Origin of the sequence: Salegentibacter sp. BDJ18, from assembly GCF_017579965.1 — a bacterium.
GTDB lineage: Bacteria > Bacteroidota > Bacteroidia > Flavobacteriales > Flavobacteriaceae > Salegentibacter.
Map to the genome: position 1 here is coordinate 35,425 of NZ_JAFLQX010000010.1, position 26,506 is coordinate 61,930.

The 26,506-nt window shown below is 37.5% G+C and carries 16 protein-coding genes; 12 read left to right on the forward strand and 4 right to left on the reverse strand.

The features are described 5' to 3' along the window. The first annotated feature begins 14 nt into the window (after positions 1–14). Complete coding sequence (locus tag J0871_RS06730; protein WP_208224370.1) at positions 15–1,130, forward strand: alpha/beta hydrolase-fold protein; 1,116 nt, start codon at positions 15–17, stop codon at positions 1,128–1,130. Between the two features lie 25 nt (positions 1,131–1,155). Here J0871_RS06730 and J0871_RS06735 read toward each other — a convergent pair whose 3' ends face one another. After that, positions 1,156–5,217, reverse strand: coding sequence for a hybrid sensor histidine kinase/response regulator transcription factor (locus tag J0871_RS06735; RefSeq protein WP_208224372.1), 4,062 nt, complete (start codon positions 5,215–5,217; stop codon positions 1,156–1,158). 314 nt (positions 5,218–5,531) lie between these two features. Then, complete coding sequence (locus tag J0871_RS06740) at positions 5,532–6,221, reverse strand: NUDIX domain-containing protein (RefSeq protein WP_075325809.1); 690 nt, start codon at positions 6,219–6,221, stop codon at positions 5,532–5,534. Positions 6,222–6,407: 186 nt separating this feature from the next. Here J0871_RS06740 and J0871_RS06745 point away from each other — a divergent pair, with 186 nt between their 5' ends. The 11 genes from J0871_RS06745 to J0871_RS06795 all read left to right on the forward strand — a co-directional run bounded on the left by J0871_RS06745 (position 6,408) and on the right by J0871_RS06795 (position 22,204). Then, positions 6,408–7,946, forward strand: coding sequence for an alpha-L-arabinofuranosidase C-terminal domain-containing protein (locus tag J0871_RS06745; RefSeq protein WP_208224374.1), 1,539 nt, complete (start codon positions 6,408–6,410; stop codon positions 7,944–7,946). A 6-nt stretch (positions 7,947–7,952) separates the two neighbouring features. Then, positions 7,953–10,340, forward strand: a complete 2,388-nt coding sequence (locus J0871_RS06750; RefSeq protein WP_208224376.1) for a glycoside hydrolase family 127 protein — start codon at positions 7,953–7,955, stop codon at positions 10,338–10,340. 31 nt (positions 10,341–10,371) lie between these two features. Then, the gene (locus J0871_RS06755; protein WP_208224378.1) at positions 10,372–12,063 is read left to right on the forward strand and encodes a ribulokinase; all 1,692 of its coding nucleotides are present in this window, start codon (positions 10,372–10,374) and stop codon (positions 12,061–12,063) included. Then, positions 12,053–12,757, forward strand: a complete 705-nt coding sequence (locus J0871_RS06760) for an L-ribulose-5-phosphate 4-epimerase (protein ID WP_208224380.1) — start codon at positions 12,053–12,055, stop codon at positions 12,755–12,757. The genes J0871_RS06755 and J0871_RS06760 overlap by 11 nt, the downstream gene beginning before the upstream one ends. Before the next feature lie 77 nt (positions 12,758–12,834). Next, on the forward strand, positions 12,835–14,343 hold the full coding sequence (gene araA, locus J0871_RS06765) for an L-arabinose isomerase (RefSeq protein ID WP_208224381.1): 1,509 nt from the start codon (positions 12,835–12,837) through the stop codon (positions 14,341–14,343). A 23-nt stretch (positions 14,344–14,366) separates the two neighbouring features. Continuing rightward, positions 14,367–15,551, forward strand: coding sequence for an aldose epimerase family protein (locus tag J0871_RS06770; protein ID WP_208224383.1), 1,185 nt, complete (start codon positions 14,367–14,369; stop codon positions 15,549–15,551). 4 nt (positions 15,552–15,555) lie between these two features. Beyond that, positions 15,556–17,175: a sodium:solute symporter gene (locus tag J0871_RS06775; RefSeq protein ID WP_208224385.1), complete on the forward strand. Its 1,620-nt coding sequence runs from the start codon at positions 15,556–15,558 to the stop codon at positions 17,173–17,175. Positions 17,176–17,331: 156 nt separating this feature from the next. Beyond that, positions 17,332–18,279, forward strand: coding sequence for an alpha/beta hydrolase (locus tag J0871_RS06780; protein WP_208224387.1), 948 nt, complete (start codon positions 17,332–17,334; stop codon positions 18,277–18,279). Between the two features lie 188 nt (positions 18,280–18,467). After that, the gene (locus tag J0871_RS06785) at positions 18,468–20,045 is read left to right on the forward strand and encodes an NADP-dependent glyceraldehyde-3-phosphate dehydrogenase (RefSeq protein ID WP_208224389.1); all 1,578 of its coding nucleotides are present in this window, start codon (positions 18,468–18,470) and stop codon (positions 20,043–20,045) included. A gap of 36 nt (positions 20,046–20,081) precedes the next feature. Beyond that, on the forward strand, positions 20,082–21,068 hold the full coding sequence (locus tag J0871_RS06790) for an aldo/keto reductase (protein WP_208224391.1): 987 nt from the start codon (positions 20,082–20,084) through the stop codon (positions 21,066–21,068). Between the two features lie 236 nt (positions 21,069–21,304). Continuing rightward, positions 21,305–22,204, forward strand: coding sequence for an SMP-30/gluconolactonase/LRE family protein (locus tag J0871_RS06795; RefSeq protein ID WP_208224393.1), 900 nt, complete (start codon positions 21,305–21,307; stop codon positions 22,202–22,204). Positions 22,205–22,221: 17 nt separating this feature from the next. Here J0871_RS06795 and J0871_RS06800 read toward each other — a convergent pair whose 3' ends face one another. Both J0871_RS06800 and J0871_RS06805 read right to left on the reverse strand, forming a co-directional pair. Then, entirely contained in the window at positions 22,222–23,556 is a 1,335-nt protein-coding gene (locus tag J0871_RS06800) for a Gfo/Idh/MocA family oxidoreductase (protein WP_075325820.1), read from the reverse strand. 96 nt (positions 23,557–23,652) lie between these two features. Continuing rightward, a complete protein-coding gene (locus J0871_RS06805; protein ID WP_208224395.1) occupies positions 23,653–26,505 on the reverse strand; it encodes a glycosyl hydrolase 115 family protein in 2,853 nt (950 codons plus the stop codon). Between the last annotated feature and the right edge of the window lies 1 nt (position 26,506).

A 26,506-nucleotide genomic window follows, 5' to 3' on the forward strand; every position in this document is an offset into this window, starting at 1 on the left:
TTTAAAATTTTATTATGAAACACTATAAATTAATACTCTTTCTGAGCTTAGGCTTTTTGTTCCACCCCGGAATTGCACAGAGTCAGGAGAGGAACAATGAGGAAGAGTTTAAACCCTCCCCGGTAAATCAGCCGGGTAGTGAATATCCTATGGTTAACGAGAAAGGACAGGTTCGTACACAAATATCTGCTCCTGAAGCCCAAAAGGTTCAACTGGATATTGGCGGTGTGAAATACGATATGGAGAAGGATGCAGAAGGAGTGTGGACAGGTGAATCGGCGCCGCAGGATGAAGGTTTTCATTATTATCAATTAAACATAGATGGTGCTTCTGTGCCAGATCCGGGGAGTTTATTTTTTTTCGGAGCGAATCGCTGGGGAAGTGGTATTGAAGTCCCTGCTCAGGATCAGGAATTCTTTGCTTTAAAAAATGTTCCGCACGGTAAGGTTGAACAAATCCTTTTTCCGTCAAAAAGTACAGAGACTTCGCGGCGAGCTTTTGTTTATACACCACCCGAGTATGATTTGGAACCACAGAAAAACTATCCGGTTTTATATTTACAACATGGATATGGTGAAAATGAAACTTCCTGGCCCAATCAGGGTCGCGCCAACCTTATTATGGATAACCTGCTGGCAGAAGGAAAAACAAAACCTTTTATCCTAGTGATGACTTATGGCATGACCAACGAAATAGAATTTGGAGGTTTAAAAGACTTCGATATCAAGCCTTTTCAAACGGTGTTGGTAGACGAATTAATTCCTTATATAGATACTCATTACAGAACAAAAGCCAATAAAGAAAACCGTGCAATGGCTGGCCTTTCTATGGGAGCTTTTGAAACAAAACTTATAACCCTAAACAAGCCTGATGTGTTTTCTCACTACGCGCTGTTTAGTGGAGGTATTTATGAACCGAAGGAACTCCAGGATAGAACCAAACCTGAATTAATTTTTATTAGTACCGGAAGTAAAGAAAGACCTGATGCCGTGAAAAGTGCAGTTTCTGAATTGCAAAAGGAAGGTTTTAATGCGGTTTCATACATTTCTGATGGAACTGCGCACGAATTCCATACCTGGCGTCGTAGCTTACACCAGCTCGCTCCGTTATTATTTCAAGCTGAGGATTAAATTATTGACTCTTTTTTATAATTAATTAAGCATGTTTTTGTTTTTGCCGGTAATTTGTTGGAGGCATTCCATACAGGTCTTTAAACCTGGTTGAAAATTTTGACGTGCTGGAAAAACCAACTGCGTAGGCTACTTCAGCTATATTAATATTTTTGGAAATCAGTAAATTGGCAGCTTCTTTCAGCCTGATATTCGTGATTAATTCTCCAGCTGATTGGTTGGTGAGCTGTTTTAATTTACGATAAAGATGAACCCGACTTATACCTAATTCTGAAGCAACCATTTCTACATTTAAATTTGGATTGCTTATATTATTATTTACAACTTCCATAAATTTTTCAACCAGGGTTTCATCACCAGATTTTAGATCTATATGCTTAATTTTCTCTTCGTGTAATTGGTTTCCGGAATAAGTGTTCTTTAAAACATTCCTGTTTTTAATGAGATTTTTTACCGTCTTTTTTAAGATATCTATATTAAAGGGTTTGTTGATATAAGCATCTGCACCTATTTCCAGCCCTTCCAGGTTGGTTTCCTTATCGGTTTTACCCGTTAAAAGAATTACAGGGATATGATTGGTATGAATATTCTTTTTGATTTTTCTCGTAAGCGTTATACCGTCCATTTCGGGCATTACTACATCACTAATTATTAAATCGGGAGCGTTTTTAATCACCTCGGGAAGAGCTAATTTTCCGTTTTCTTTTTTTATAATGTTGTAATGGTTTTGTAATTCTATAGCAATATAATTTCTTATTTCATCATCATCATCAACTATTAAAACGGTAGGTTTATTCTTTTCTGAAGTACTTTTTACTTCCTCTCTATTAGGAATAATATGTATGGCACGAGTTTCTTTGTTGGGATAGGAAGTAGCAGAGGTTTCTTCAGCAATCACACTATCTTTTAAATGATCTTTTCCAAGCGGTGCGCTAATTATAAACTTACAACCATCCTGGTTCTTATTATTTTCAACTTTAACGGTGCCGTGGTGAAGTTCGGCTATAGATTTGGTTAAATGTAGACCAATTCCTGTACCTTCAAACTGTCTGCTTTCCTTATTAGAGACCTGGTAGAAACGGTTAAAGACGTTATCTAGTTCACTTTCTTTAATGCCAACGCCATTATCCTTTACAATAATGTAAAATTGATTCTTATTTTCATTAGTGCCTATATTCACTTCAATAGTTCCATTTTGGGGAGTGAATTTTATAGCATTGGAAATTAAATTCTGAATTATCTTATCAAAATGATTTGGATCTATATAAGCTGTTATTTCTGAATCTGGATTATTAATCTCGAACTTGATTCTGCGGCTTTCAATCTGGTCGTCAAAAAGTGAAGTTATAGATTTTACAAAACCTATTATTTCAGTTTTTTGAAATTTCAGTTCAATTTTTCCCTGGTCAAATTTTCGAGCATTAATTAATTGGTTTAAAAGATGCAAAATCCGTTCAGAATTTCGCTCCATAATTTTATAGAGCTTTTGGCGATCTTCTTCAGGATCTGTTTTTATAAGTTTTTTTAACGGATTTATAATTAAGGAAATTGGGGTTTTTATATCGTGAGAAATATTAGTTAAAAATTGCAGCTTAGCTTCATTAATTTGTTCTGCGCGTAAATGTTCCTGTAACTCATTTTTTGTTTTACGTCGCTGTAATATTTCCTGCACTATAACATAAGAAATAACAATAAGCAGTAATAAATACCCTAATTTGGCCCAGCTGGAAAAATACCAGGGCGGATGAATAATTATGCTAAGTTCCTGCTCGTTGGAGTATTCTCCATAATCTTTTGCTCTTACTTTAAAATTATAAGTCCCAGGTTCGAGATTATTAAAGGTTACGGTATTCATCCCTGGCCTTAATTTTATCCAGTTTTCTGAATTAAGGGAATAAGAATAAGTAATCCACTGCTGGTTTTTGAATGCAAACGAAGAAAATTCAATGCTAAAATCGTTATCGTTATGTGCCAGTTCAATAGTATCAGCATCAGTAATTGCTTTTTCTATTATGGAATAAGAACCAGATTTCATCCCTTTTTTTACCGGTTCATCCTGAAGATAAAATCCTGTAATTCTTAAATCTACATCACTTCCTTTTGAAGTTATTTCTGAAGGATCAAAAAAAGTGATACCGTTGGTGCTTCCAAAATATAGGCGGCCATTAGCTTCAGCATAAGACGCGTTTTTATTGAATTCATTTCCCTGAAGCCCATCCCGGAAATAATAATTTTTAAACTCTTTGGTTTGAAGTTCAAATTTTGAAATACCATTATTTGTACTTATCCACAAATTATTATTGCTGTCTTCCTCTATCGCGCTTATCACATTACTGGGAAGCCCGTGCTCTATAGTGTAGTTTTGGGTAATAGTATCGTTATGGGGTTTGTAAAATAAACCTTCAGAAGTTCCTATCCATAAATTATTTTCTTCATCTTCATATAGACTGTAAACAATTTTATTGGTTAAGATATGGTTTTCACCTTTTTGGTTCAGGTAGCTATTTTTCTCCAAATCCAGGGTGGCAAGCCCATCATAAGTGCCTATATAAAGCTTATTGGTATTAGATAGGAGTAAGCAGTTAATCCATTTGTTGTATAACTGGTCAAAAGGGGCTCCATTTTCAATAATATTACGGTTTACGCTTTCTTTGGTTTCAAGATTGTAAGAATAAAGCCCGTATCCCAGGGTGCCAATCCAAAGATTTTTCTTACTATCTTCAGTAATATTATAAACGCGTTCTACGGTATTATTCTTGTCGTCTTTAAAAGGCTCAATATATTCTAAATCCTGCGCTTCCCTATTTACTTTTGCGAGGCCGTTAAGGTACGTGCCAATCCATAATTCATTTTCGGAATCCTGGAAAATGCTCATAATACTCGCCGATCCCTGTATCCCATTTTGACCTAAATGAAAACGCTGTTTTTTATCTTCGGTGATGCCATATAATCCGTCCCCATCGGTACCTACCCACAAAATATTTTGCCTGTCTTTAAATATAGATACCACGCTGTTGGAACCTATAATGTTGTTTTTTACCGATTGGTAGCCTATATAATTAAAATTATTGGCCTTATCTGGGATTAGTAAAACTCCTTTTTGATAAATACCGAGCCAAAGATTATCGGCTTTATCCTGCATTATAGAGTGAATTTTAGTTTTCTTAAAATCGAAATTAGCAATGCTAAAATCGTTTACACTCATTTTTTCTCTTACAGGATCATAGATCTTTAAACCCATCCCATCTGTACCCACAAAAATTTCATTCTCTTTATTTACAAAAAGTGTTTTTACCGGTAGGTTTTTAGAGTCTTCTATAAATTTAAAATTATCTTTTTCACGATTATATTTAAACAGGCCCGCACTCAAACTCCCCACGTACAAATTCCCATTTTGATCTTGAGTAATACTGGAAATTTGAGTTTCATAATCATTTTCATTAAAATACTCGGTAATTTTACCTTCGCGCGTTATTTTAAATAGCCCTTTATCCTGGCTTATAGCCCATAGATTTTCATTTCTATCTTCAAAAATTTTTTCAAGAAACGAAGTGGGAACCATCTCTGGAAATTTCCTGGCAACTGGTTTACCATGCTCCTGGCTTAATTTTAAAATACCCTGCCCAGACGTTCCTATTAAAATTTCTCCGTTTTCTCTTTCAAGCATAGTGGTAACGTGCGCGGGATAGGCAGAACTGTCTTCCGTTAAGAGAGGAATTTCATGGAATTCTTCAGTAGCGTGGTCAAAATATTGTAAGCCATTAAAAAAACCGAAATATAAAACGCCCTCACTATCCTGAAATATAGACTTTACATAATTATTTAAGATTGAAGTAGAATCTTCCCGTTCTTGTTTATAAATTGAAAATTTTGCCCCATCGTACCTGTCTAAACCATCTTCTGTGGCAATCCAGATATAGCCTTTATTATCCTGAAAGATTTGATTAATTAAACTACTGGAAAGTTCTGCATCTGTAGAAAATAGATTTCCTACCTGTCCATAATTGAAGAGTGGAGATAATAGAAGGATGGTTAATAATAAATAGCATCTATTTAAACAGGCTACTTTAAAATTGGGTGCTTTCATATAGACCTCATCGTAATTTTTAGGGTGTAGAACTTTTTAGAATAATTAATTATTGAATTTTATTAACTAAACCTGGCGCAGCATAAAAAACTTATGGTTTGTATGACCACAAGTTATAATTTTTTTCTTAAATTAGCAATCTATTAGAGATTTATAAAAATTACGCCCCAATAAATACTTATTTTCATCCTTTTGGGAGAAAAGTTTTAATTTCAATTTTACGGTTGATTATTCATTAAGTTCGATAAAACTACTCTCAAAAGGATTTTTTATTGAAAATATTTAGAAGAAAATATTGGGTAGTATCTGCTAAATCATAGTTTAAAAGAAAAGCCTTCTTCCACTTTTTGCTGATATTTTTCGGCATCAAACTGGTATAAAAAAGAACCCTTCCGGGAAGAATTCATATCTTTTTCTTCCAGTTTAATTAAAATATCCAAAGCATTGATTTTATTGATAAAATTGCGTTTATCCAGCTTTTCTCCAAGTATAGATTCATAAAGTTTTTGAAGCTGGCGCATCGTAAATTTTTCGGGTAGAAGTTCAAAACCAATTGGCTTTTTAGAAGTTTTGTAGCGTAACCTTTTTATTGCTTTGGTAATCATTTCAGAATGGTCAAAAATAAGCTCTGGAAGTTCTGTGACGCTAAACCATTTAGCCGAATATTTATCAATTAGAGCCTTGTCATGCTCTTTAATATTAATAAGGGCAAAATAGGCTACCGATATTGTTCTCTCTGCAGGATCCCGGTCTACTTCACTAAAAGCATACAACTGCTCCATGTAAATTTGTTCAATTCCGGTAAGTTGATAAAGAATGCGGTTAGCAGCGATATTAAGGTTTTCGTGTCTTTTAAGAAAACCTCCCATCAAAGACCACTTTCCTTTTTCGGGTTCAAAATTTCTTTTAATAAGAAGAATTTTTAAATCTTCCTCATCAAAACCAAATATTATACAATCTACTGCCAGAAGAACTTTGTCTTCTAATTGGTATTTCTGTACCATTTTTTACCTGAAATTTAAAACCGAAACGCGGCCATGCTAATATTGAATTTAATTTCTGAACTTACAAAATTAAAAATTTGTTAAAGAAAAATTGTTTTTGAGATTTACTTTTATTTATATTTGGAAATGTATAATTAACACTTAAGGGGTTTAAAGATATTTAATTCACTGTAAATCAATAATAATATGAAAGTTAAAATTTTATTTGCTCTTATGCTTGGCTTCGTTTTTAATGTACAGGGGCAGGAGACAAAAATTTCATTCAAAACGGCAGAAGATGCGCCTAAAATTAGCAAGCATATTTATGGGCATTTTGCTGAACATCTGGGCAGATCTATTTATGATGGATTTTACGTAGGAGATACCAGTGCTATCCCAAATAAAGATGGGGTGAGAATAGATATAATTGAAGCTTTAAAGGAAATACAAATACCAAACCTAAGATGGCCCGGAGGTTGTTTTGCTGATACTTACCAATGGAAAGATGGTATTGGCCCCCAGGAAGACAGACCTACTATGGTAAACTCCTGGTGGGGAGGGGTAACCGAAGACAATAGCTTTGGTACCCATAATTTTTTAAACCTATGTGAAGAACTGGGAGCAGAGCCGTTTATTTCTGCCAACGTAGGAAGCGGAACAGTTCAGGATTTTATGGACTGGGTACAGTATACAAACCATCCAGAAGGAAGTCCTATGGCTAAACTCAGAAAGGAAAATGGAAGAGAAGAACCCTGGAAAGTAAAATATTGGGGTATTGGAAATGAAATGTGGGGTTGCGGTGGTAATATGACCGTTGAATATTATGCGAACATATATAAACAGTATTCAACATTTATGACCGCCGGGGAAAATAAAGACAATCTTTATAGAATTGCCGCCGGAGCTTCCGGAGACGATTATCACTGGACAGAAGTTTTGATGAAAGAAGTTCCAAAATCTTTAATTGAAGCGGTTGGTCTTCATCATTATGCTGTAATAGATTGGGAAAATAAAGGTCCAGCTACAGGATATGACGAGGAGATCTATTTTAAAAGTATGGAAGAAGCGCTTAAAATGGATGAGTTTGTTAAAGGGCATATAGAAGTCATGGAAAAGCATGACCCTAAAAATGAAATAGATCTTGTAGTAGATGAATGGGGCGGCTGGTACGACGTAGAAGAAGGTACTAATCCCGGATTTTTATATCAGCAAAATACTATGAGAGACGCTATGATTGCCGGTACAACCTTAAACATTTTTAATAATCATAGTGATAGGGTTAAAATGGCCAATTTGGCGCAAACCGTAAATGTTTTACAGGCAGTGGCGCTTACCGAAGGTAAAAAAATGATTCTTACGCCAACTTACCACGTATTTAAAATGTACACCGTACACCACGATGCGCAGTTGTTACCCGTTGAGTTTGATTCTCCTGAATATACCTACAATGGAGAATCGTTGCCTGCAATTTCTGTTTCAGCTTCTAAAGATGAAACCGGAAATACCAATATTTCATTGGTAAATATTGATGCCAGTGCAGAACATAAAGTAGAAATAGATTTGGACGGTTTAGATGTAAATAAAATGGAAGCTGAAATCCTGAAATCAGGGAAAATCCAGGATCATAATACTTTTGATAATCCGAATAAAATAAATATTGCTGAATTTAAAGATTTTAAACTGAGAAAAGGCAAGTTAGAAGTTAGCCTGCCACCTTTTTCTGTAGTAGTATTATCGTCTAAATAATTTAAAATGAAATTTTCCTTTGCTGATTTTAAAATAAATCTTTTTAGCTTATTAGTTTGCCTGGCCTCAACATTTATGTTTGGCCAGCAAACCAAATTAGAAACTTTTAAGCTTCAGGATGTCAGCTTAGAAGAAGGTCCTTTTCGCAACGCGATGCTGGTTGATCTAGAGTATATTTTAGAATTAAACCCCGATAAACTTTTAGCACCTTTTTTACGTGAAGCGGGCTTAGACCCAAAGGCAGAAAGTTATACCAATTGGGAAAATTCAGGTTTAGATGGTCATATTGGGGGACATTATCTTACCGCCCTGGCGCAAATGCAGGCTTCAGCGGGAAGTAAAAAAGCTGATTCTCTGCTGAATTATAGCTTAGACGAATTAGAAAGAGTTCAGCAAGCTAACGGCAACGGTTATATTGGTGGCGTTCCCGGAAGTAAAGAACTTTGGCGCGAAATTTCCAACGGTAATATTGATGCAGCAAGTTTTAGCTTAAATGGAAAATGGGTGCCTTTATATAACATTCATAAAACCTACGCAGGACTTCGGGATGCTTATCAAATTGCGGGAAAATCTAAGGCCAAAGATATGTTGATCAGTTTTTCTGACTGGATGCTGCAGGTCACCAGCGGACTTTCAGAAGAACAAATTCAGGAGTTATTGGTTTCAGAACACGGTGGTTTAAACGAAGTTTTTGCAGATGTGGCCAAAATCACCGGTGAAGAAAAATACCTGGAATTGGCCTATAAATTTTCACATCAAAAACTGCTCAAACCATTAGCCTCGAATAATGATATTCTAAATGGGATGCACGCCAATACGCAGATTCCTAAAGTAATCGGTTTTGAAACAATTGCTGGTTTAGATGACAACGAAGATTATCACACTGCCGCGACTTATTTTTGGGATAACGTGGTCAATAAACGCTCGGTAGCCATTGGAGGGAATAGTGTTAGGGAGCATTTTCATCCTACTACAGATTTTTCTGAAATGATTTCCAGCGAGCAGGGTCCAGAAACCTGCAACACCTACAATATGTTAAGGTTGAGTGAGAAATTGTTCCTCACTAACCCAAATGAAAAATATATAGATTATTATGAGGAGGCATTATATAATCATATTCTTTCTTCCCAACATCCAGAAAAGGGAGGCTTTGTATATTTTACTCCAATGCGTCCCGGCCATTACCGTGTTTATTCCCAGCCTGAAACCAGTTTTTGGTGCTGTGTAGGTTCCGGAATTGAAAATCACGGAAAGTATAACCAGTTTATTTATACCCATTCTGAAAACGAATTGTATGTAAATCTTTTCATTCCTTCAACCCTAAAATGGAAAGAAAAAGATGTAGAAATACTCCAGCATACTGATTTTCCTAAAGAAGAAACCACGAATCTTAGCATTAAGACTAAGGAACAGAAAAATTTCACCCTGAATCTCAGGTATCCTTCCTGGGTAAAAAAAGATCAGTTTAAAATATTTATAAATGAAGAATCTTTTGCAGTAAATCAGGAGCCGGGTTCTTATGTAAGCATTAACCGAACATGGAAAAACGGAGAAAAAATAAGAGTGGAATTACCTATGCATATTACTGCTGAAAAACTTCCCGATGGTTCAGACTATGCCGCGCTAAAGTATGGGCCAATTGTTTTAGGAACAAAAACCGGGGAGCAAGATCAAAAAGGAGTTTTTGCTGATGATAGTCGGGGTGGCCATATTGCAGATGGTACTCAAATTCCAATCTCTCAAATGCCGGTATTTTTATCTGAAAATCTAGAAGATCTGGTGGGAAAAGTCAAAAAGAATCCGGGTGAACATCTAAGTTTTTCAGTAGCCGATGGTATTTATCCAGAAAAGTTTAAAGAACAGGAATTTATTCCTTTTTATAATATTCACGAGTCCAGATATGCCATTTATCTTCCCCTGGAAACGAAAGAAAGTTATCAGAAAAAGCAAAAAGATTTAAAGGAAAAGGAAATCGTTGAGCGTGCACTGGAAGCAAATACTATAGACAGGGTAGTTCCCGGTGAACAGCAACCGGAATCAGATCATTTTATTCAAAGTGAAGATTCTAATACCGGGGTCCATCAAGATCGGCATTGGCGTGATGCTACGGGATGGTTTAGTTACGATTTAAAAGATACGGAGAATAATGCCAAAAAACTTCAAATTACTTACTACGGAAAAGATGCAAATAGAAAATTTAGCATTTATATAAATGATAAAGTTCTGGCGGAAGAAAATTTTAATGGCGAAGAAGGCGACCAATTTTTTTCTAAAGAATATAATCTGCCAAACAATTTAGAATATAATGAAGAGGAAAAAATCACCATACGTTTTGAAGCCAAATCGGGGTCCAGAACAGCAAGTATTTATGATATAAGATTATTAAAAAAATAGCAATAAAAAAGATTTAAATAGCATACCAAGAATGAAGAATTACGTTATAGGCCTGGATTATGGAACAGACTCTGTTCGAGCGGTACTTGTAGATACAGGGAGTGGAGAAGAATTGGCCACCGATACATTTTATTATCCGCAATGGCGTGATAAGAAATATTGTAATGCAGCAATCAACCAGTTTCGCCAACATCCGGCAGACCATATTGATGGCTTAGAAAAAACAATAAAAGGTGTTTTAGCAAAAACCAATATTGATGGTTCTGCAGTAAAAGGAATTTGCATTGATACCACCGGCTCCTCACCAATTGCGGTTACAAAAGAAGGTACTCCGCTGGCTTTTGAAGAAGGTTTTAAGGAGAATCCAAACGCGATGATGGTTCTTTGGAAAGACCACACCGCCATTAACGAGGCCAATGAAATCAACGAATTGGCCAGGACCTGGGGCGGGGAAGATTTTACCAAATACGAAGGTGGCATTTATTCTTCTGAATGGTTTTGGGCAAAAATTGCGCATGTTATTCGTGAAGATGAAGCCGTGAAAAACGCCGCATATTCCTGGATGGAGCATTGTGATTTAATGACGTTTATGCTTATTGAAAATCAGGATTTAGCTTCTTTTAAACGTAGCCGTTGCGCGGCCGGTCATAAAGCGATGTGGCACGAAAGCTGGGGCGGACTTCCCTCTAAAGATTTTTTAAATCAGTTGGATCCCTATTTAGGCGAATTACGGGATAGATTATACACCGAAACTTATACTTCAGATGAAGTTGCCGGAAATCTAAGTGCAGCCTGGGCCGAAAAGCTTGCACTTTCTACCGATTGTGTGATCGCGGTTGGAACCTTCGATGCTCATTCAGGGGCGGTTGGTGCAAAAATAGATAAGCATACCTTAGTTCGCGTTATGGGAACTTCTACCTGCGATATTATTGTTTCTGAACAGGAAAATGTTGGAGATAAAACCGTTCGCGGAATCTGCGGACAGGTAGATGGATCGGTAATTCCTAAAATGATTGGTCTTGAAGCCGGGCAATCGGCTTTTGGCGATGTGTTGGCCTGGTTTAAAGATGTGCTTCACTGGCCTTTGGAAAATTTGGTTTTCAATTCAGCTATTATTTCCGAAGAACAAAAAGCAAAACTTAGAGATGAAATAGATAAAGATTTCATTAAAAAACTTTCTGAAGCAGCCGAAGAAATTCCACTTTCAGAAAGTATTCCTATTGCCTTAGATTGGATAAACGGTCGAAGAACTCCGGATGCCAACCAGGAATTAAAAAGTGCGATTACCAAACTTTCGCTGGGCTCAAAAGCACCTCATATTTTTAAAGCGCTTATCAATGCCATTTGCTTTGGTTCCAAACAAATTGTAGATCGTTTTGAAGAAGAAGGAGTAAAAATAAATAGCGTTATTGGTATTGGTGGGGTAGCAAGGAAATCACCCTTTATTATGCAAACCCTTGCTAACGTTTTAAATATGCCTATAAAAGTTGCTTCATCAGATGAAGCTCCTGCGCTTGGTGCTGCAGTTTACGCAGCTGTTGCTGCGGGGCTTTATCCAAATGTAATCGAGGCCAGTAAAAAACTGGGTAGCGATTTTGAAGCCGAATATCATCCTAGACCGGAAGCTTTGGAAACTTACGCCGGTTTAATGGAAGAATATAAAGAATTGGGCGCTTTTGTTGAAAATAATATTAACCGAAAATCTACCGTAAATGAGCTCTAAATATAAAGCACTAAAACAGGAATGTTACGAGGCCAATATGGAACTTGATGCCTTAAACCTGGTAATCTATACTTTCGGAAATGTAAGTGCTGTAGATCGTGAAAAAAAGGTTTTTGCAATTAAGCCAAGTGGCGTTCCTTATGATGAATTAAAACCGGAAGACATTGTAATTCTGGATTTTGATAATAATGTGATTGAAGGTGAAATGAGACCTTCTTCTGATACCAAAACCCACGCTTTTCTTTATAAAAACTGGGAAAACATTGGCGGAATCGCCCATACTCACGCTACATATTCTGTAGCCTGGGCACAGTCGCAATTAGATATTCCTATTTTTGGAACTACTCACGCCGATCATCTTACCGCCGATATTCCTTGCGCACCACCAATGCGTGATGAACTAATAGAAGGGAATTACGAACATAATACCGGTATCCAGATTTTGGATTGTTTTAAAGATAAAAAGCTTTCTTACGAGGAAGTGCCTATGGTGTTAATAGGTAATCACGGTCCCTTTACCTGGGGAAAAAATGCCGCTAAAGCTGTGTACAATAGTAAAGTTTTGGAAGAAGTAGCTAAGATGGCATTGCTTACCAAACAAATTAATCCGGAAGCACCTAGGATGAAAGATTCCTTAATCAAAAAACATTACGAACGTAAACACGGCAAAAATGCCTATTACGGCCAAAATTAATATCTACCCTAATAATCACCTCACAGGCTTCAAAAACCTGTGGGGTTTTTTAAAAAACTAAATAATTCTGAATTCAAATGATAAATATAGAAGCAAAAGAAATATGGTTCGTCACCGGGAGCCAGCATTTATACGGCGATGAAACCTTAAACCAGGTTGCAGCCGATTCAAAAACAATTGTAAACGGACTTAATGAATCGAAACATCTTCCGCTAAAAATAGTATGGAAGGATACCGTGAAGACGGCCGATGAGATCACTGATATTTGTCAGGACGCCAATGCCAATAAAAACTGTATTGGAATCGTAGCCTGGATGCATACTTTTTCGCCTGCCAAAATGTGGATTAAAGGGCTAAGTTTACTTAAAAAGCCACTTTGCCATTTGCATACGCAATTTAATGCTGAAATTCCGTGGGGTAGAATTGATATGGATTATATGAATCTTCATCAGTCAGCTCACGGAGATAGGGAATTTGGTTTTATGATGAGTAGAATGCGTAAAAAGCGCAAAGTAATTGTTGGCCATTGGAAGACCGATCGCGTTCAGCAAAAACTTGGGATTTGGTCTCGAGTGGTTTTAGGTTGGGACGAACTTCAGCATCTAAAAGTGGCACGTATTGGCGATAATATGCGGAATGTAGCCGTTACCGAAGGTGATAAAGTGGCCGCTGAAATGAAATTTGGAATGGCCGTAAACGGTTATGATTCTTCAGAAGTGGTAGCGCATATTGATAAAATTTCAGAAGAAAAAATAAATGAATTACTGAAGAAATATGAAGCTGATTATAACTTAAGTCAGGACCTGAAAGAAGGTGGTGCACAAAGAGATTCTTTGATTGATGCCGCTAAAATTGAATTAGGATTAAGATCATTTTTAGACGAAGGTGGTTTTAAAGCTTTTACCGATACTTTTGAAAACCTTGGAAAGCTGAAACAACTTCCTGGTATTGCCGTACAACGGCTAATGGCCGATGGCTACGGTTTTGGCGCAGAAGGCGATTGGAAAACCGCAGCGCTTTTACGTGCTATGAAAGTTATGGCTGTTGGATTAGAAGAAGGAACTTCTTTTATGGAAGATTATACCTATCATTTCACCCCACAAAAATCTTATGTTTTAGGTTCGCATATGTTGGAAATTTGTCCCTCAATTGCTGATGCTAAGCCAACCTGTGAAGTTCATCCGCTTGGAATTGGTGGAAAAGAAGACCCCGTTAGATTGGTTTTCAACGCTCCAAAGGGCGATGCTTTAAATGCATCGTTAATAGATATGGGCAATAGGTTTAGGTTAATTGTAAACGAAGTGGAAGCGGTAGCGCCGGAAGCCGATTTACCAAATTTACCGGTAGCGCGTGTGCTTTGGGATGCAAAACCCAATCTTGAAGTTGCAGCTACTTCCTGGATTTTAGCAGGGGGAGCTCATCATACGGTGTATACCCAGGCATTAACCACTGAGTTTTTGGAAGATTTTGCCGATATAGCGGGGATTGAATTACTGGTTATAGACGAAAAAACCAGTATTAGGGAGTTCAAAGATAAAATAAACGCTAACGAGGCGTATTACCATATGTTTCAACACGGAATGTAATTTCTAACATAACGCATCTAATTATGAGAATTTCAACAAATAACCTTTTCGGCTTCGGGATAGTTTTTCTGTCCTTGTTTTTTATTCAGTGTAAAAATAGCGACAAGGAAGCTGAAACTAAAGAAAATGAAATGAATACCGAAAAAAGCCAAAAAACGGAAATGCAAAAAGAAGACTACGGTACCACATCTGATGGTGAAAAAGTAGCGCAATATACACTTACCAACGAAAATGGTATGGAAGTGAAAATAATCACCTATGGTGGTAGAATTACTTCTTTAAAAGCTCCCAATAAGGACGACGAATTTGAGAATGTGGTTTTAGGATTTGATTCTTTAGAGCAATACATCAAAGATAATCCGTTTTTTGGAGCTCTAATTGGCCGTTTTGGAAATCGCATTGCAAACGGGAAATTCACCTTAAACGGTGAAGAATATACTTTGGCTCAAAATGATGGGCAGAACCATCTGCATGGTGGGGAAAAAGGTTTTGATAAAGTGGTTTGGACTGTTAATGATGCCAGTGCAAGCTCCCTTAGCCTTTCTTATATTAGTGAAGATATGGAAGAAGGTTATCCTGGAACCCTGGAAACTACGGTTGTTTACACTTTAACTGAGGATAACGCCCTGGAAGTAGATTATAATGCTACAACCGATAAGAAAACAGTATTAAATTTAACCCAACACGCTTATTTTAACCTTTCAGGAGATTTTTCTGAAACTATTTTAGATCATAAAATTGAAATAAATGCTGATGAATTTTTACCGGTAAACGAAACTTTGATCCCAACAGGAGAATTAAAGGATGTGGCAGGAACTCCTTTTGATTTCCGCGAAGCAAAAACCGTGGAACAGCATATTGAAGAAAAAAACCAGCAACTGGAACGTGGCCAGGGTTACGATCATTGTTGGGTTTTAAATGAACAGGATAGTGGGATGCGCTTTGCAGCTTCAGCTTATCACGAAGAAAGTGGTAGAATGTTGGAGGTTCACACCAATGAGCCGGGAATTCAGTTTTATTCTGGGAATTTTCTAGACGGGACACTGCCCCAGGCAGATGGCGAAGGAAATTACGGTCACAGAAGTGGCTTTTGTCTTGAAACACAACATTACCCAGATTCTCCAAATCAGGAAGGTTTTCCTTCTGTAGTATTGGAGCCGGGAGAAACTTATTCTTCAAAAACCAGTTTTAAATTCTCAGTAAAATAAGTTTATGAAAGCATTAGATATTTATGACTGGATTGCGATTAGCCTGTACTTTTTGGTGTTAGCGGGAATTGCCTTTTGGGTAATAAGAAAAAAACAGTCTAATACCGAAGATTATTTTCTTGCTGGGAGAAATGTAGGTTGGTTTGTAGTGGGAGCTTCTATTTTTGCTTCCAATATTGGATCCGAACACGTTGTGGGCCTTGCCGGTGCCGGTGCGGGGAATAAGCTACCAATGCTTATTTATGAAATACAGGCCTGGGTAGTGCTTATTCTTGGCTGGGTATTTTTACCATTTTACGCCAGGAGTGGGGTTTTTACAATGCCCGAATTTCTAGAAAAAAGATTTGATGCCAGGTCAAGATGGGTGTTATCTGTATTTTCTATAATCGCCTATGTACTTACAAAAATCTCGGTAACTATTTATGCAGGAGGTATTGTGGTTTCTGCTTTACTCGGAATCAATTTCTGGACCGGTGCACTTTCTACAGTAATTTTAACCGGTATTTATACGGTTCTAGGCGGAATGCGGGCAGTTGTTTATACTGAAACCCTGCAAGCTATTATTCTTGTGCTTGGTGCTGCTGCCCTTACGTTTATCGGCTTAGATGAAGTAGGAGGTTGGGCGAGTATGAAAGAAACCGTAACGCCCGAATATCTTAATATGTGGCGCTCTGCTTCAGATCCCGATTTTCCCTGGCCATCTCTTCTAATTACCAGTACAATTGTAGGTATTTGGTATTGGTGTACAGACCAGTATATTGTGCAACGTGCACTTACCGCAAAGAACATTAAAGAAGGAAGACGAGGAACTATTTTTGGCGCTTTGCTGAAATTACTTCCGGTATTCTTATTCTTAATTCCGGGTATTATCGCCCTTACACTTAAGATGCGTGGAGAATTGCATTGGGATAGCCCAGATGAAGCTTTTCCTGTGTTAATGAGTAACTTGTTGCCTTCCGGATTACGCGGACTTGTAGCTGCCGGATTACTCGCTGCATTAATGAGTTCTTTAGCTTCAGTTTTTAATTCTTGTTCTACCTTATTTACGGTAGATATCTATAAAAAATTAAGACCAAATACCCCGGAGAAAAAACTGGTAAGAACCGGGCAAATCGCTACTGTAATTATTGTGATAATCGGTATTATCTGGATTCCTATTATGGCAAATATTTCTGGAGTTTTATATGAATATTTACAAAAAGTACAATCATATATCGCACCTCCAATTACCGCCGTATTCTTACTGGGTATTTTCTATAAACGTATAAACGCACAGGGTGCTTTTGTGACTTTAGTAGTTGGATTTATTGTAGGAGCTCTCAGGATTATCCTGGAATTATTTAAAGATTCCTTAGATCCAAACGGGTTCTTATTCCTGGTAGGAGATATTAACTTTTTAACTTTTGCGGCCTGGTTCTTCCTTTTCTGTGTAGTGCTAATTACCGTGGTAAGTTTCTTAACCAGTATTCCTTCAAAAATTAAAACCGATAATCTTACGTTTCAGACAATTTCTGAAGAAGAAAAGAAAAACAACAAAAACAGCTATAACTGGGTTGATATTGTAGTTTCTATTCTTGTAGTACTATTGGTTATAGGAGTGATGATTTTCTTTAACGGAAGATAACTGCTAAGTAAATAGTAGGCCTAAAATGGTACTTATGTAGATATATTAAAATCGACCAGGTTGAGCAGGAAGTATTGGAGATAGCGATTAATAATAAGTGAACCTTAAAATGTGAATTATATTTTTTTGAATAACTAACTTTAAAACTAATTTATTATGTCTAACACACCAATTAACTTAGCGAAGTCTGCCATTTGGTCGATTTTATTTCTCGTTGCCACATCGGGAACGGCGCAAGACGGAACAATCTACCCTCATGAAACACCCAACGAACCAAATGCTATTCCGTTAGAAACGGGTGGGGTTGAAGATCAACCCGCTTCAGAAACCTGGTTTCGCCAGTGGGGAGATCCCATGGCGAGAAATATAACCAAAGCAACCCTTACTCCATTTTTGCCCGATCCTGAAAAAGCCAACGGTACAACCGTAATTGTGGCTCCGGGTGGGGGCTTTAGATGGCTTTCTTTGGGCAATGAAGGCTGGGAAGTTGCCGAAGCGCTTGCAGAACAGGGAATCACTGCTTTTGTACTAAAATATCGCTTACACCCAACTCCTGAATCGCTGGATGATTTTAGGGCGTCCATGGAAAGACCTGCCACTCCTCCAGCCGAATCTTCAGACGACGAGTCGGAAACGCGCCCGGAAAGACCGCGCTCTAACCTTTCTAACCAACTCGAAGATGCCGAGGCTGCTTATGCTATGATCGTTGAGCGGGCTGAAGAATGGGGAGTTGATACAAGCAATATTGGTATGATGGGATTTTCGGCCGGTGCCGGTCTTACTATGCATTCAACACTTAATTCCAAAACCATGGATCTGGCATTTATTGCTCCAATCTATGGAGGTTTAAATGAAGTAGAGGTTCCAGAAGATGCTCCTCCTATGTTCAACGTTATTGCTGCCGATGATTTTCTCTTCTACGGAGAGTTTGGTTTAATCGAGTCCTGGCATAAGGCCGGGAAACCGGTGGAGTTTCATCTTTATCAAAACGGAGGCCATGGTTTCGGACTTGGAAATCCAGACCGTACCAGTAACCGCTGGTTTGATGCTTTTATTCACTGGTTGAAGGTTAATAAATTTCTTGTATCTAATTCTGAAGAATAATGTGAGGTTTTTTTTGTAATTTTAAATGCTTGAAGACCTTTTCTTAACCAATTCTGGAGAAGAAAAAAAGTAATAAAACAACTATAACCGGGATGAAACTGTAGCTTTTGTCCCGGTAATTGTTTTTCTAAAAATCAGAAAATATTTTAAAACTAACTCTTATTAAACCAGCTTTTTAAACTTAAATTATGAAAATACCACAGGAATCTCAGATTACAAACTTGCTTCATCAACAACACTACCTTAGTAATGGGGAATTGATTAAATGGAAGGGCCAGACAGATGAGGTTTATTCCACTATTTCTTCCACAGAGAATTACAAACCAACTTTACTGGGTACTATTCCGCATATGGATAAAGATTCTGCGCTAGAAGTTTTAGATTCAGCTTGTAAAGCTTATGCAAAAGGGCAGGGCGATTGGCCTACTATGAAGGTGTCAGAGCGAATTTCCTGTATGCAGAATTTTGTGGCCGAAATGCAAACTAACCGGGAAGAAGTTGTCAAATATTTAATGTGGGAAATTGGTAAATCGCTCCCCGATTCTCGCAAAGAATTTGACCGCACAGTTGAATATATTAATGATACTATTGAAGATTATAAACAATTAGATCGTGATAGTGCGAAATTCTTTAAACGCGATGGTATTCACGCGCATATTCGCCGTGGTCCCCTTGGCGTGGTTTTATGTTTAGGGCCGTATAACTATCCTTTAAATGAAACCTTTGCATTACTAATTCCTGCACTTATTATGGGGAACACGGTAATTTTTAAACCGGCAAAAAATGGAGTTCTACTTATTTCTCCACTTCTTGAAGCATTCAAAAACAGTTTTCCACCCGGTGTGGTAAATGTAATTTATGGTCGTGGCAGGGAAGTAGCAGCACCTATAATGGCGGCAGGAAAAATTGATGTGTTAGCGCTTATTGGAAATAGTAAATCGGCTATCGCATTGCAGGATCAGCACCCATATAAAAACCGATTACGACTGGTTTTAGGTTTGGAAGCGAAAAATCCGGCCATTATTTTACCAGATGCCGATTTAGATTTGGCTATAGAAGAGTGTATTTCGGGGTCTTTATCATTTAACGGGCAACGCTGTACCGCGCTTAAAATTATTTATGTTCACGAAGATGTAAGAGCAGAATTTAATAAGCGTTTTGCTAAAAAAGTAGATGCTTTAAAATTTGGGAATCCCTGGGAAGATGGTGTGAAACTTACTCCTTTGCCTGAAGCTGATAAACCCGATTATATTAAAGAATTAATTGATGACGCCAGGGAAAAAGGTGCCGAAATCTTGAATGAAAAGGGTGGTGAAATTTCAGAAAATTATATCTATCCGGCAGTTCTTTTCCCGGTAAGCAAAAAAATGCGGGTTTACCAGGAAGAACAATTTGGTCCCGTGGTACCAATTAAACCTTTTACAGATATTCAGGAGATTTTAGATGAAATGGCTGATTCCAGCTATGGCCAGCAAGTTAGTTTATTTGGTAAGGATATTCAGGAAATTGCGCCACTTATAGATACACTGGTGAATTTGGTGTGCCGGGTAAATCTTAATAGTTCCTGCCAGCGTGGGCCAGATGTTTTTCCTTTTACCGGAAGAAAAGATTCCGCGGTAAGTACGCTAAGTGTTCACGATGCCTTAAGATCTTTCTCAATTAGGACTTTTGTAGCTTCAAAAGATAATGATTACAATAATGAGATCTTACAGGAATTATTAAACTCAAAAACTTCCAATTTTGTAAGTACAGATTATATCTTGTAGTGAGCTTTTTGTAAATTGAAAGAAGAAAAAAATTATATGAATTATAGAAAATTAGGGAAAACAGGTTTTGAAATTTCAGAGATTTCCCTTGGAACCTGGCAAATAGGTGGAAAGTGGGGATCAGATTTTAGTGATAAAACTGCTGAAAAAACCATTAATACCGCCATAGATAAGGGAATTAATTTTATTGATACGGCCGATGTTTACGAAGCCGGTTTAAGTGAAGCCGCTGTAGGCCGGGTGGTTAGATCCAGGTCTGAGCGTGTTTTTGTGGCTACCAAATGCGGAAGACAAATTAACCCGCATACGCCAGAGAATTATACGCCTGAAGCACTTACCGCTTATGTAGAAGAAAGTCTTAAAAGAACCGGTTTTGAAGCGCTAGATCTAATCCAGTTGCACTGCCCGCCTACAGATGTATATTATCGTCCCGAGATCTTTGAAACCTTTCAGAAATTAAAAGATCAGGGTAAAATACTGCATTTTGGTGTTAGTGTTGAAAAAGTGGAAGAGGCTTTAAAAGCGATTGAATATGATAATGTTGAAACCGTTCAAATTATATTTAATTTATTCAGGCAGCGTCCTTCAGAGCTTTTCTTTGAACAGGCTAAAAAGAAAAATATCGGTATCATTGCCCGCGTTCCGCTTGCCAGTGGATTATTAACTGGTAAATTCGATAAAAATGCCAGTTTTGATAAGGAAGATCACCGAAATTTTAATCGAAATGGAGAAGCTTTTGATAAAGGAGAAACTTTTTCTGGAATAGACTTCAATCGCGGTTTAAAGGCGGTGGAAGAGCTTAAAAAATTGTTTCCTGAAGTTCAAAACCTCGCTCCAATTGCGCTGCAATGGATTCTTAAATTTCCTGAGGTTAGTTGTACAATTCCCGGCGCTTCAAAAGAAGAACAATTGCTGTCTAACCTATCTATCTATGACAGGCCGGAGCTAAGCAATGAAAAAATTAAAGAAATGAATAAGATCTATGATGAATATTTAAAACAGGAAGTTCATCATAGATGGTAGTTTATTCCTGCAAGGTTTCTGAAACCTTGTAGGTTTATTTGATGAAAAGCTATGGCTGAGGGTTCGTCAAGCTGAACTTGTTTCAGCTTCTAATTTGAAAGAATTCTATAAATCTTAGATTCTGAAATAAATTCAGAATGACGATAAATTACACTTTAGAAAGGATTTATATTTTAACCTACGTAGTTTAATTCACTTTTAAAAGCCTTTCCCTATCTTTAGGGAAAGGCTTTTTTATGAATACTATTAAATTAAGATTTTTATCGTTTTTCATCCTGATTTTGGGGGTTACTTCCTGTAGCTCTCAAAAAGAATTAATTAAAGAAGGGCAGGAACTACAGCTTATTTCAAATGAATTCGAGTTTACCGAAGGTCCTGCTTCAGAGGCTGAAGGAAATATTTATTTTACCGATCAGCCGAATAATAGAATCTATAAATGGTCTGCAGAAGAAGGTACTATTTCGGTTTTTATGGAAAATTCGGGCCGCGCTAATGGGCTTTATTTTGATTCAGAAGGAAATCTTCTAGCTGCTGCAGATGAAAATTCAGAAATCTGGAAAATTAATTCTGAAAAAGAAGTTGAGGTTTTAGTTGATTCTTACCAGGGAAAGAGGTTAAACGGTCCCAATGATTTATGGATTGCCCCAGGTGGCGGATTTTACTTTACAGATCCTTATTATCAGAGGGATTACTGGGAACGTACCGAAAAGGAAATTGAAGAGGAGCGCGTTTACTATGTGAATCCGCAGGGCGAAATAAGTATTGTGGTAGATGATCTGGTACAACCCAACGGAATTATTGGCACTCCCGATGGGAAAACCTTATACATCGCCGATATAGGTGCTAATAAAACCTATTCCTATAGAATTAATCGCGATGGTAGCCTTTCAGATAAAAAGCTTTTTACTGAATTAGGTTCAGATGGGATGACTATAGACAATAGGGGCAACGTTTACCTTACCGGAAATGGCGTGACAGTTTTCGATAAATCTGGAAATAAAATTCAGCATATTCCAATAGATAAAGATTGGACAGCAAATGTGACTTTTGGTGGTAAAAACCAACAAACCCTTTTTATCACTGCTCAACAGGCTCTTTACAGCCTGGAGATGAATGTAAAAGGGGTTCGCTGGTAATTTTGAGACGTGGATTTTTAAACTTTTGGGAGTTTCCAGCCGTTATGATAATTAGCTCTTACCAACGCATCTGCCTCAGCATCTTCGAATGATCCAGATTCAGCATTCCAGTACAGTTTTTTTCCGGTTTTATAGGCGATATTCCCCATATGAGCGGTTATTGCGGCAATACTTCCGGTTTCTACGCCGCAGGTGAGTTTTGAACTATCGTTTACTCGAATAGCTGATACAAAATTTTCGGCGTGATTTTCTAACGCATTTCCTTGTGGAGTAATTAGATCTATTCTTTTAGTTTTGGTCACCCATTCATCATTTTTATTTTCTCCTTCAGGAATAACTTCCCAACCATCACGGTTTACTACTAAGGTGCCGTTATTTCCAATAAAAGCTATACCCTCGGTTCTTCCGTAGTTTCCGCCATCTATACCCGTGGCGTGCTCCCATAAGAGGTTAAAATCTTCAAATTCATAGACGGTTTGGAGAGTGTCCGGGGTTTCAGAAGCATCATTAGGATAAGCAAATTTTCCGCCTGAAGCTAAAATTGATTTTGGTGCTTTTGCTCCCATAGCATAAAGTGCGATGTCTATCTCGTGGACGCCCCAATCGGTCATTAAGCCACCGGCGTAATCCCAAAACCATCTAAAATTAAAATGAAATCTATTTTCGTTAAACGGCCTATCTGGCGCGGGGCCTAACCACATCTGGTAATCTACACCATCCGGTGGAGTAGAATTGGGTTTAACCGGAACCGGATTCATCCAACCCTGGTAAGCCCAGCATTTAACTAATCGAATTTGCCCAAGTTCACCCGATTGCACATATTTTATGGCATCGTCATAATGTTTTCCGCTTCGTTGCCATTGGCCAACCTGAACCATTTTATTATACTTCCTGCCTGCATCAAGCATTACGTTACATTCTTCAATACTGTTAGCCAGAGGTTTTTCTACATATACGTGTTTATCAGCCTGCAGGGCATCTACCATATTTAAACAATGCCAATGGTCTGGCGTGCCTATAATTACCGCATCAATATCTTTGTTTTCTAACATTTTACGATAATCTTTATACTGTGTTGGTGCCTTGCCGCTTATTTCTTTTATCTGGGCAGATCTTTCATCTAAAACACGCTGGTCTATATCTGCCAGGGCTATACAATTTATATTAGGTAATTTTAAATGTGCCTGTATATTGGCCCAGCCCATACCTTTGCAACCAATTACCCCAAAATTAACCGTATCATTTGCTGAAAAAATAGAAATAGGATTTGCTAAAAGTGATCCAGATAAACTTAAACCGGCTGTGGCCAATGCCGTTTGTTGCAAAAATTTTCGTCTTGGGAGGTTGCTCATCTTGTTTTTAGTTAAATGGTTTTACACTGATGAATATACTATTTTTTAATTGGCTGGAATCAGGTTTTTAAAGCTGAAAATCTTCTTCAATTTTGTTTATTTAGCAGTTTTGCTCTCTGGTGGGCCTAAATAAGATTCTCCTATTTCTCCTTTTCTAATAATTATTTTCTGAAGCGCAATTCCAGAATCTATAGCCCAAATTTTCAACGTATGATTTCCTTTTTCTTCTAGATTTAATTCTGAAGTTACCCTGGTAATATTATTCCCTACCGAAGTACCCCAATCATCTTTAGTATCCTGATGCAGATTAATAATCTGCGGTTTTTTATCGTCAATGGAATAAGCAAATCTTAACCCTCCCTTATTATGAAAATCGAGGGTAGGAGAAAGCAGGAATTCTATTTTCATTTTTCCTGTGCTTAAATTATGAAAATCATATGCCAGGTATGGATTATCTTCTGACCATTCGCCGTGGGTTGGAGTTTTAGCAAAAGCAGTCATTGTTGAGCCTGTTTTTCCTAAATTCGGGACTAAAGTCCATCCTTGTTCGTCGTTGCCTTTTTCGCTATAATTGGCAGCTTCTATCGCAATATAATGGTTGCTTTCTACAAAACCTTTTATGTTTCCAGGACTGAGGTTATGGATTGGAACTTCAATTTTAACTGATTTTCTGCCCTGCTGAATACTAAAATTTCCTGGGGATTTTCCCTTTGGGGCCTTATTCCAATCAATACTTATAGAAAGCCTTTTTTGATCTGAAACTGAACCAGATTCTTCTGAAACCTGAATCCATTTATCGTTTTTCTTTACTTTAAAATCGAAAGTTCCTTTTCCTTTATTAAAGATTTCAACATAAGATTTTTGATCTGCTACAGAAGTAAATTCTGGCAGTCTTGCCGTTTCATTTGAAGCGGGCCAGGATTCTTTAGAACCTTCAATTGCAACACCCATTTCAGGTTTTTTAGCAACTTCAATGGTTTTAACCTCTGGCATTACCTGTTCTTCGGGTTGTTGCCAGTAAGTGTAACCAATATGATTTTGAGACATCATATGGTTCCATTTGCCATCGGCGATATTGTGATATTCCTCGGTTAATTCGGAATCCTTTTGATATAATTCTTTTACTTTTTCGGCATAAGAATTTGCTACAGCACGACCTTGTTCTGCATACAATCGGTTTTTAGCGGTGGCTACATACAATTCATTTAAATTGGCCGATGCTTTAACCGGAAACAAAACCAATTGATAATAGGCGTCTTTATATTCCGCAGGAAGTCTATTGTTTATTTCTTCTGCTTTTTCAACTAATTTATTATAATCTTTCACTACGTTTTCCGCTTCGTTATAATTGACTAAACTATAAGTCTCCGGACTCAACATTTCAGGTTTTCTGCGACTATTATACTTAGTGTAGGTATCTAAGATTTCACCGATTTCCGAAGCATATTCATCCCCGAATTGTTTTTTAGCCCAATCTTTCGAATAATCTTGAAGTTTATTAGCATCCATGGCTTCCGGATTCCAGGCAAAATCTAAAAAGAAACTAATTGGAAATTCCATAGGCTTTAAATCGCCTACGTTTACCACCCATAATTCGGTAGCGTCATATTGATACGCAAGATTCATTTGCTCCCAAACTCGCTCAATTTGAGTGGTATTCAACCATTTATAATTTCTTGGGCCACCTACATAATCAAAATGATAATAAATTCCGTAGCCACCTTCTCGAGGCTTATCAGCAGGATCTGGTAATTTTCTTATGTTTCCCCAATTGTCATCGGCAAGGAGCAAAGTCACGTCATCTGGAACTCGCATTCCCTGGTCGTAATAATCCTGAACTTCTTTATATAAAGCCCAAACCTGCGGAGTTTCGCTGGCTGGTTTTCCCGTAACATCAGCAATAATTTCCCGCTGATCTGCAACAATTGTTTCCAGTAATTCTATCGCAGTACCTTCGGTCATTGGTTCGTCCCCATCACCACGCATTCCAATGGTTACCAAATTTTCGAAATCCTGATTTCTTTCAAAACCATCTCTCCAAAAATCTCGTAAACCTTCAGCATTGGTTTGGTAATCCCACTCGCCGTTGCCGTGATTTTCGCGATGTGTGCCCCATTCTTTTTGCGCCCTAACCATAGGTTCGTGATGAGAAGTTCCCATTACAATCCCATATTTATCGGCTAAGACCGGATTTTTAGGATCGTCTTCATTAAAAGCTTTTCCCCACATGGCAGGCCATAAATAATTTCCTCTTAAACGCAGAATAAGTTTAAAAACCTGTTCATACATTTTGCTGTTTATGCCACCAAATTTTTCCCGGGCCCAATTTCCAAGCCCAGGTTCTTCATCGTTTATAAAAATTCCGCGGTATTTAACTTTTGGAGTTCCCGATGTATAGCTTCCTGGTTTTACATATAATTGCTCTACTTTTTTAACCGGAACATCAGCCCACCAGTGCCACGGAGAAACTCCCATTTTTTCTGAAAGATCATACATTCCAAAAATAGTTCCTCGTTTATCACTGCCAGCAATTACCAAAGCTTTTTCTACTCCCGGCGATGGATTTTCAACCACCTCAATTAAGAAGTTTTCCCATTTTCCTTCTATTTCAGAAACGTCCAACTTAGCGCTGGAAATCAACTTATCAATCAATTTACTTTTTCCAATAGTTCCAATAATTACCGGGTACTTTCCATTGATTTCTTCTGAAGAAATTTCAGGCTCATTTCCGGTTACTTTTTTGAAATCTGTTTGTAGATCTTCAGCAACTAAATGAACTCCCGCGTGATCTTCTGAGTCTAAAAATAGCCTTACAGAATTTAATGGAAAAGCCTTTTCAACCTTCTCAAAACTTACATAATCATTCTGCGCAAAAGCAGTTTGGAGAAAACCGAAACAAAGAAAAAGAGAGCAAACTTTTTGCAAATTGATAATTGATGGTTTTGGCATT

Excerpts from the sequence above, each read along its gene's own strand:
- J0871_RS06730 (WP_208224370.1), top strand. The coding sequence starts at position 15 with ATGAAACACTATAAATTAATACTCTTTCTGAGCTTAGGCTTTTTGTTC.
- J0871_RS06735 (WP_208224372.1), bottom strand. The coding sequence starts at position 5,217 with ATGAAAGCACCCAATTTTAAAGTAGCCTGTTTAAATAGATGCTATTTA.
- J0871_RS06740 (WP_075325809.1), bottom strand. The coding sequence starts at position 6,221 with ATGGTACAGAAATACCAATTAGAAGACAAAGTTCTTCTGGCAGTAGAT.
- J0871_RS06745 (WP_208224374.1), top strand. The coding sequence starts at position 6,408 with ATGAAAGTTAAAATTTTATTTGCTCTTATGCTTGGCTTCGTTTTTAAT.
- J0871_RS06750 (WP_208224376.1), top strand. The coding sequence starts at position 7,953 with ATGAAATTTTCCTTTGCTGATTTTAAAATAAATCTTTTTAGCTTATTA.
- J0871_RS06755 (WP_208224378.1), top strand. The coding sequence starts at position 10,372 with ATGAAGAATTACGTTATAGGCCTGGATTATGGAACAGACTCTGTTCGA.
- J0871_RS06760 (WP_208224380.1), top strand. The coding sequence starts at position 12,053 with ATGAGCTCTAAATATAAAGCACTAAAACAGGAATGTTACGAGGCCAAT.
- araA (WP_208224381.1), top strand. The coding sequence starts at position 12,835 with ATGATAAATATAGAAGCAAAAGAAATATGGTTCGTCACCGGGAGCCAG.
- J0871_RS06770 (WP_208224383.1), top strand. The coding sequence starts at position 14,367 with ATGAGAATTTCAACAAATAACCTTTTCGGCTTCGGGATAGTTTTTCTG.
- J0871_RS06775 (WP_208224385.1), top strand. The coding sequence starts at position 15,556 with ATGAAAGCATTAGATATTTATGACTGGATTGCGATTAGCCTGTACTTT.
- J0871_RS06780 (WP_208224387.1), top strand. The coding sequence starts at position 17,332 with ATGTCTAACACACCAATTAACTTAGCGAAGTCTGCCATTTGGTCGATT.
- J0871_RS06785 (WP_208224389.1), top strand. The coding sequence starts at position 18,468 with ATGAAAATACCACAGGAATCTCAGATTACAAACTTGCTTCATCAACAA.
- J0871_RS06790 (WP_208224391.1), top strand. The coding sequence starts at position 20,082 with ATGAATTATAGAAAATTAGGGAAAACAGGTTTTGAAATTTCAGAGATT.
- J0871_RS06795 (WP_208224393.1), top strand. The coding sequence starts at position 21,305 with ATGAATACTATTAAATTAAGATTTTTATCGTTTTTCATCCTGATTTTG.
- J0871_RS06800 (WP_075325820.1), bottom strand. The coding sequence starts at position 23,556 with ATGAGCAACCTCCCAAGACGAAAATTTTTGCAACAAACGGCATTGGCC.
- J0871_RS06805 (WP_208224395.1), bottom strand. The coding sequence starts at position 26,505 with ATGCCAAAACCATCAATTATCAATTTGCAAAAAGTTTGCTCTCTTTTT.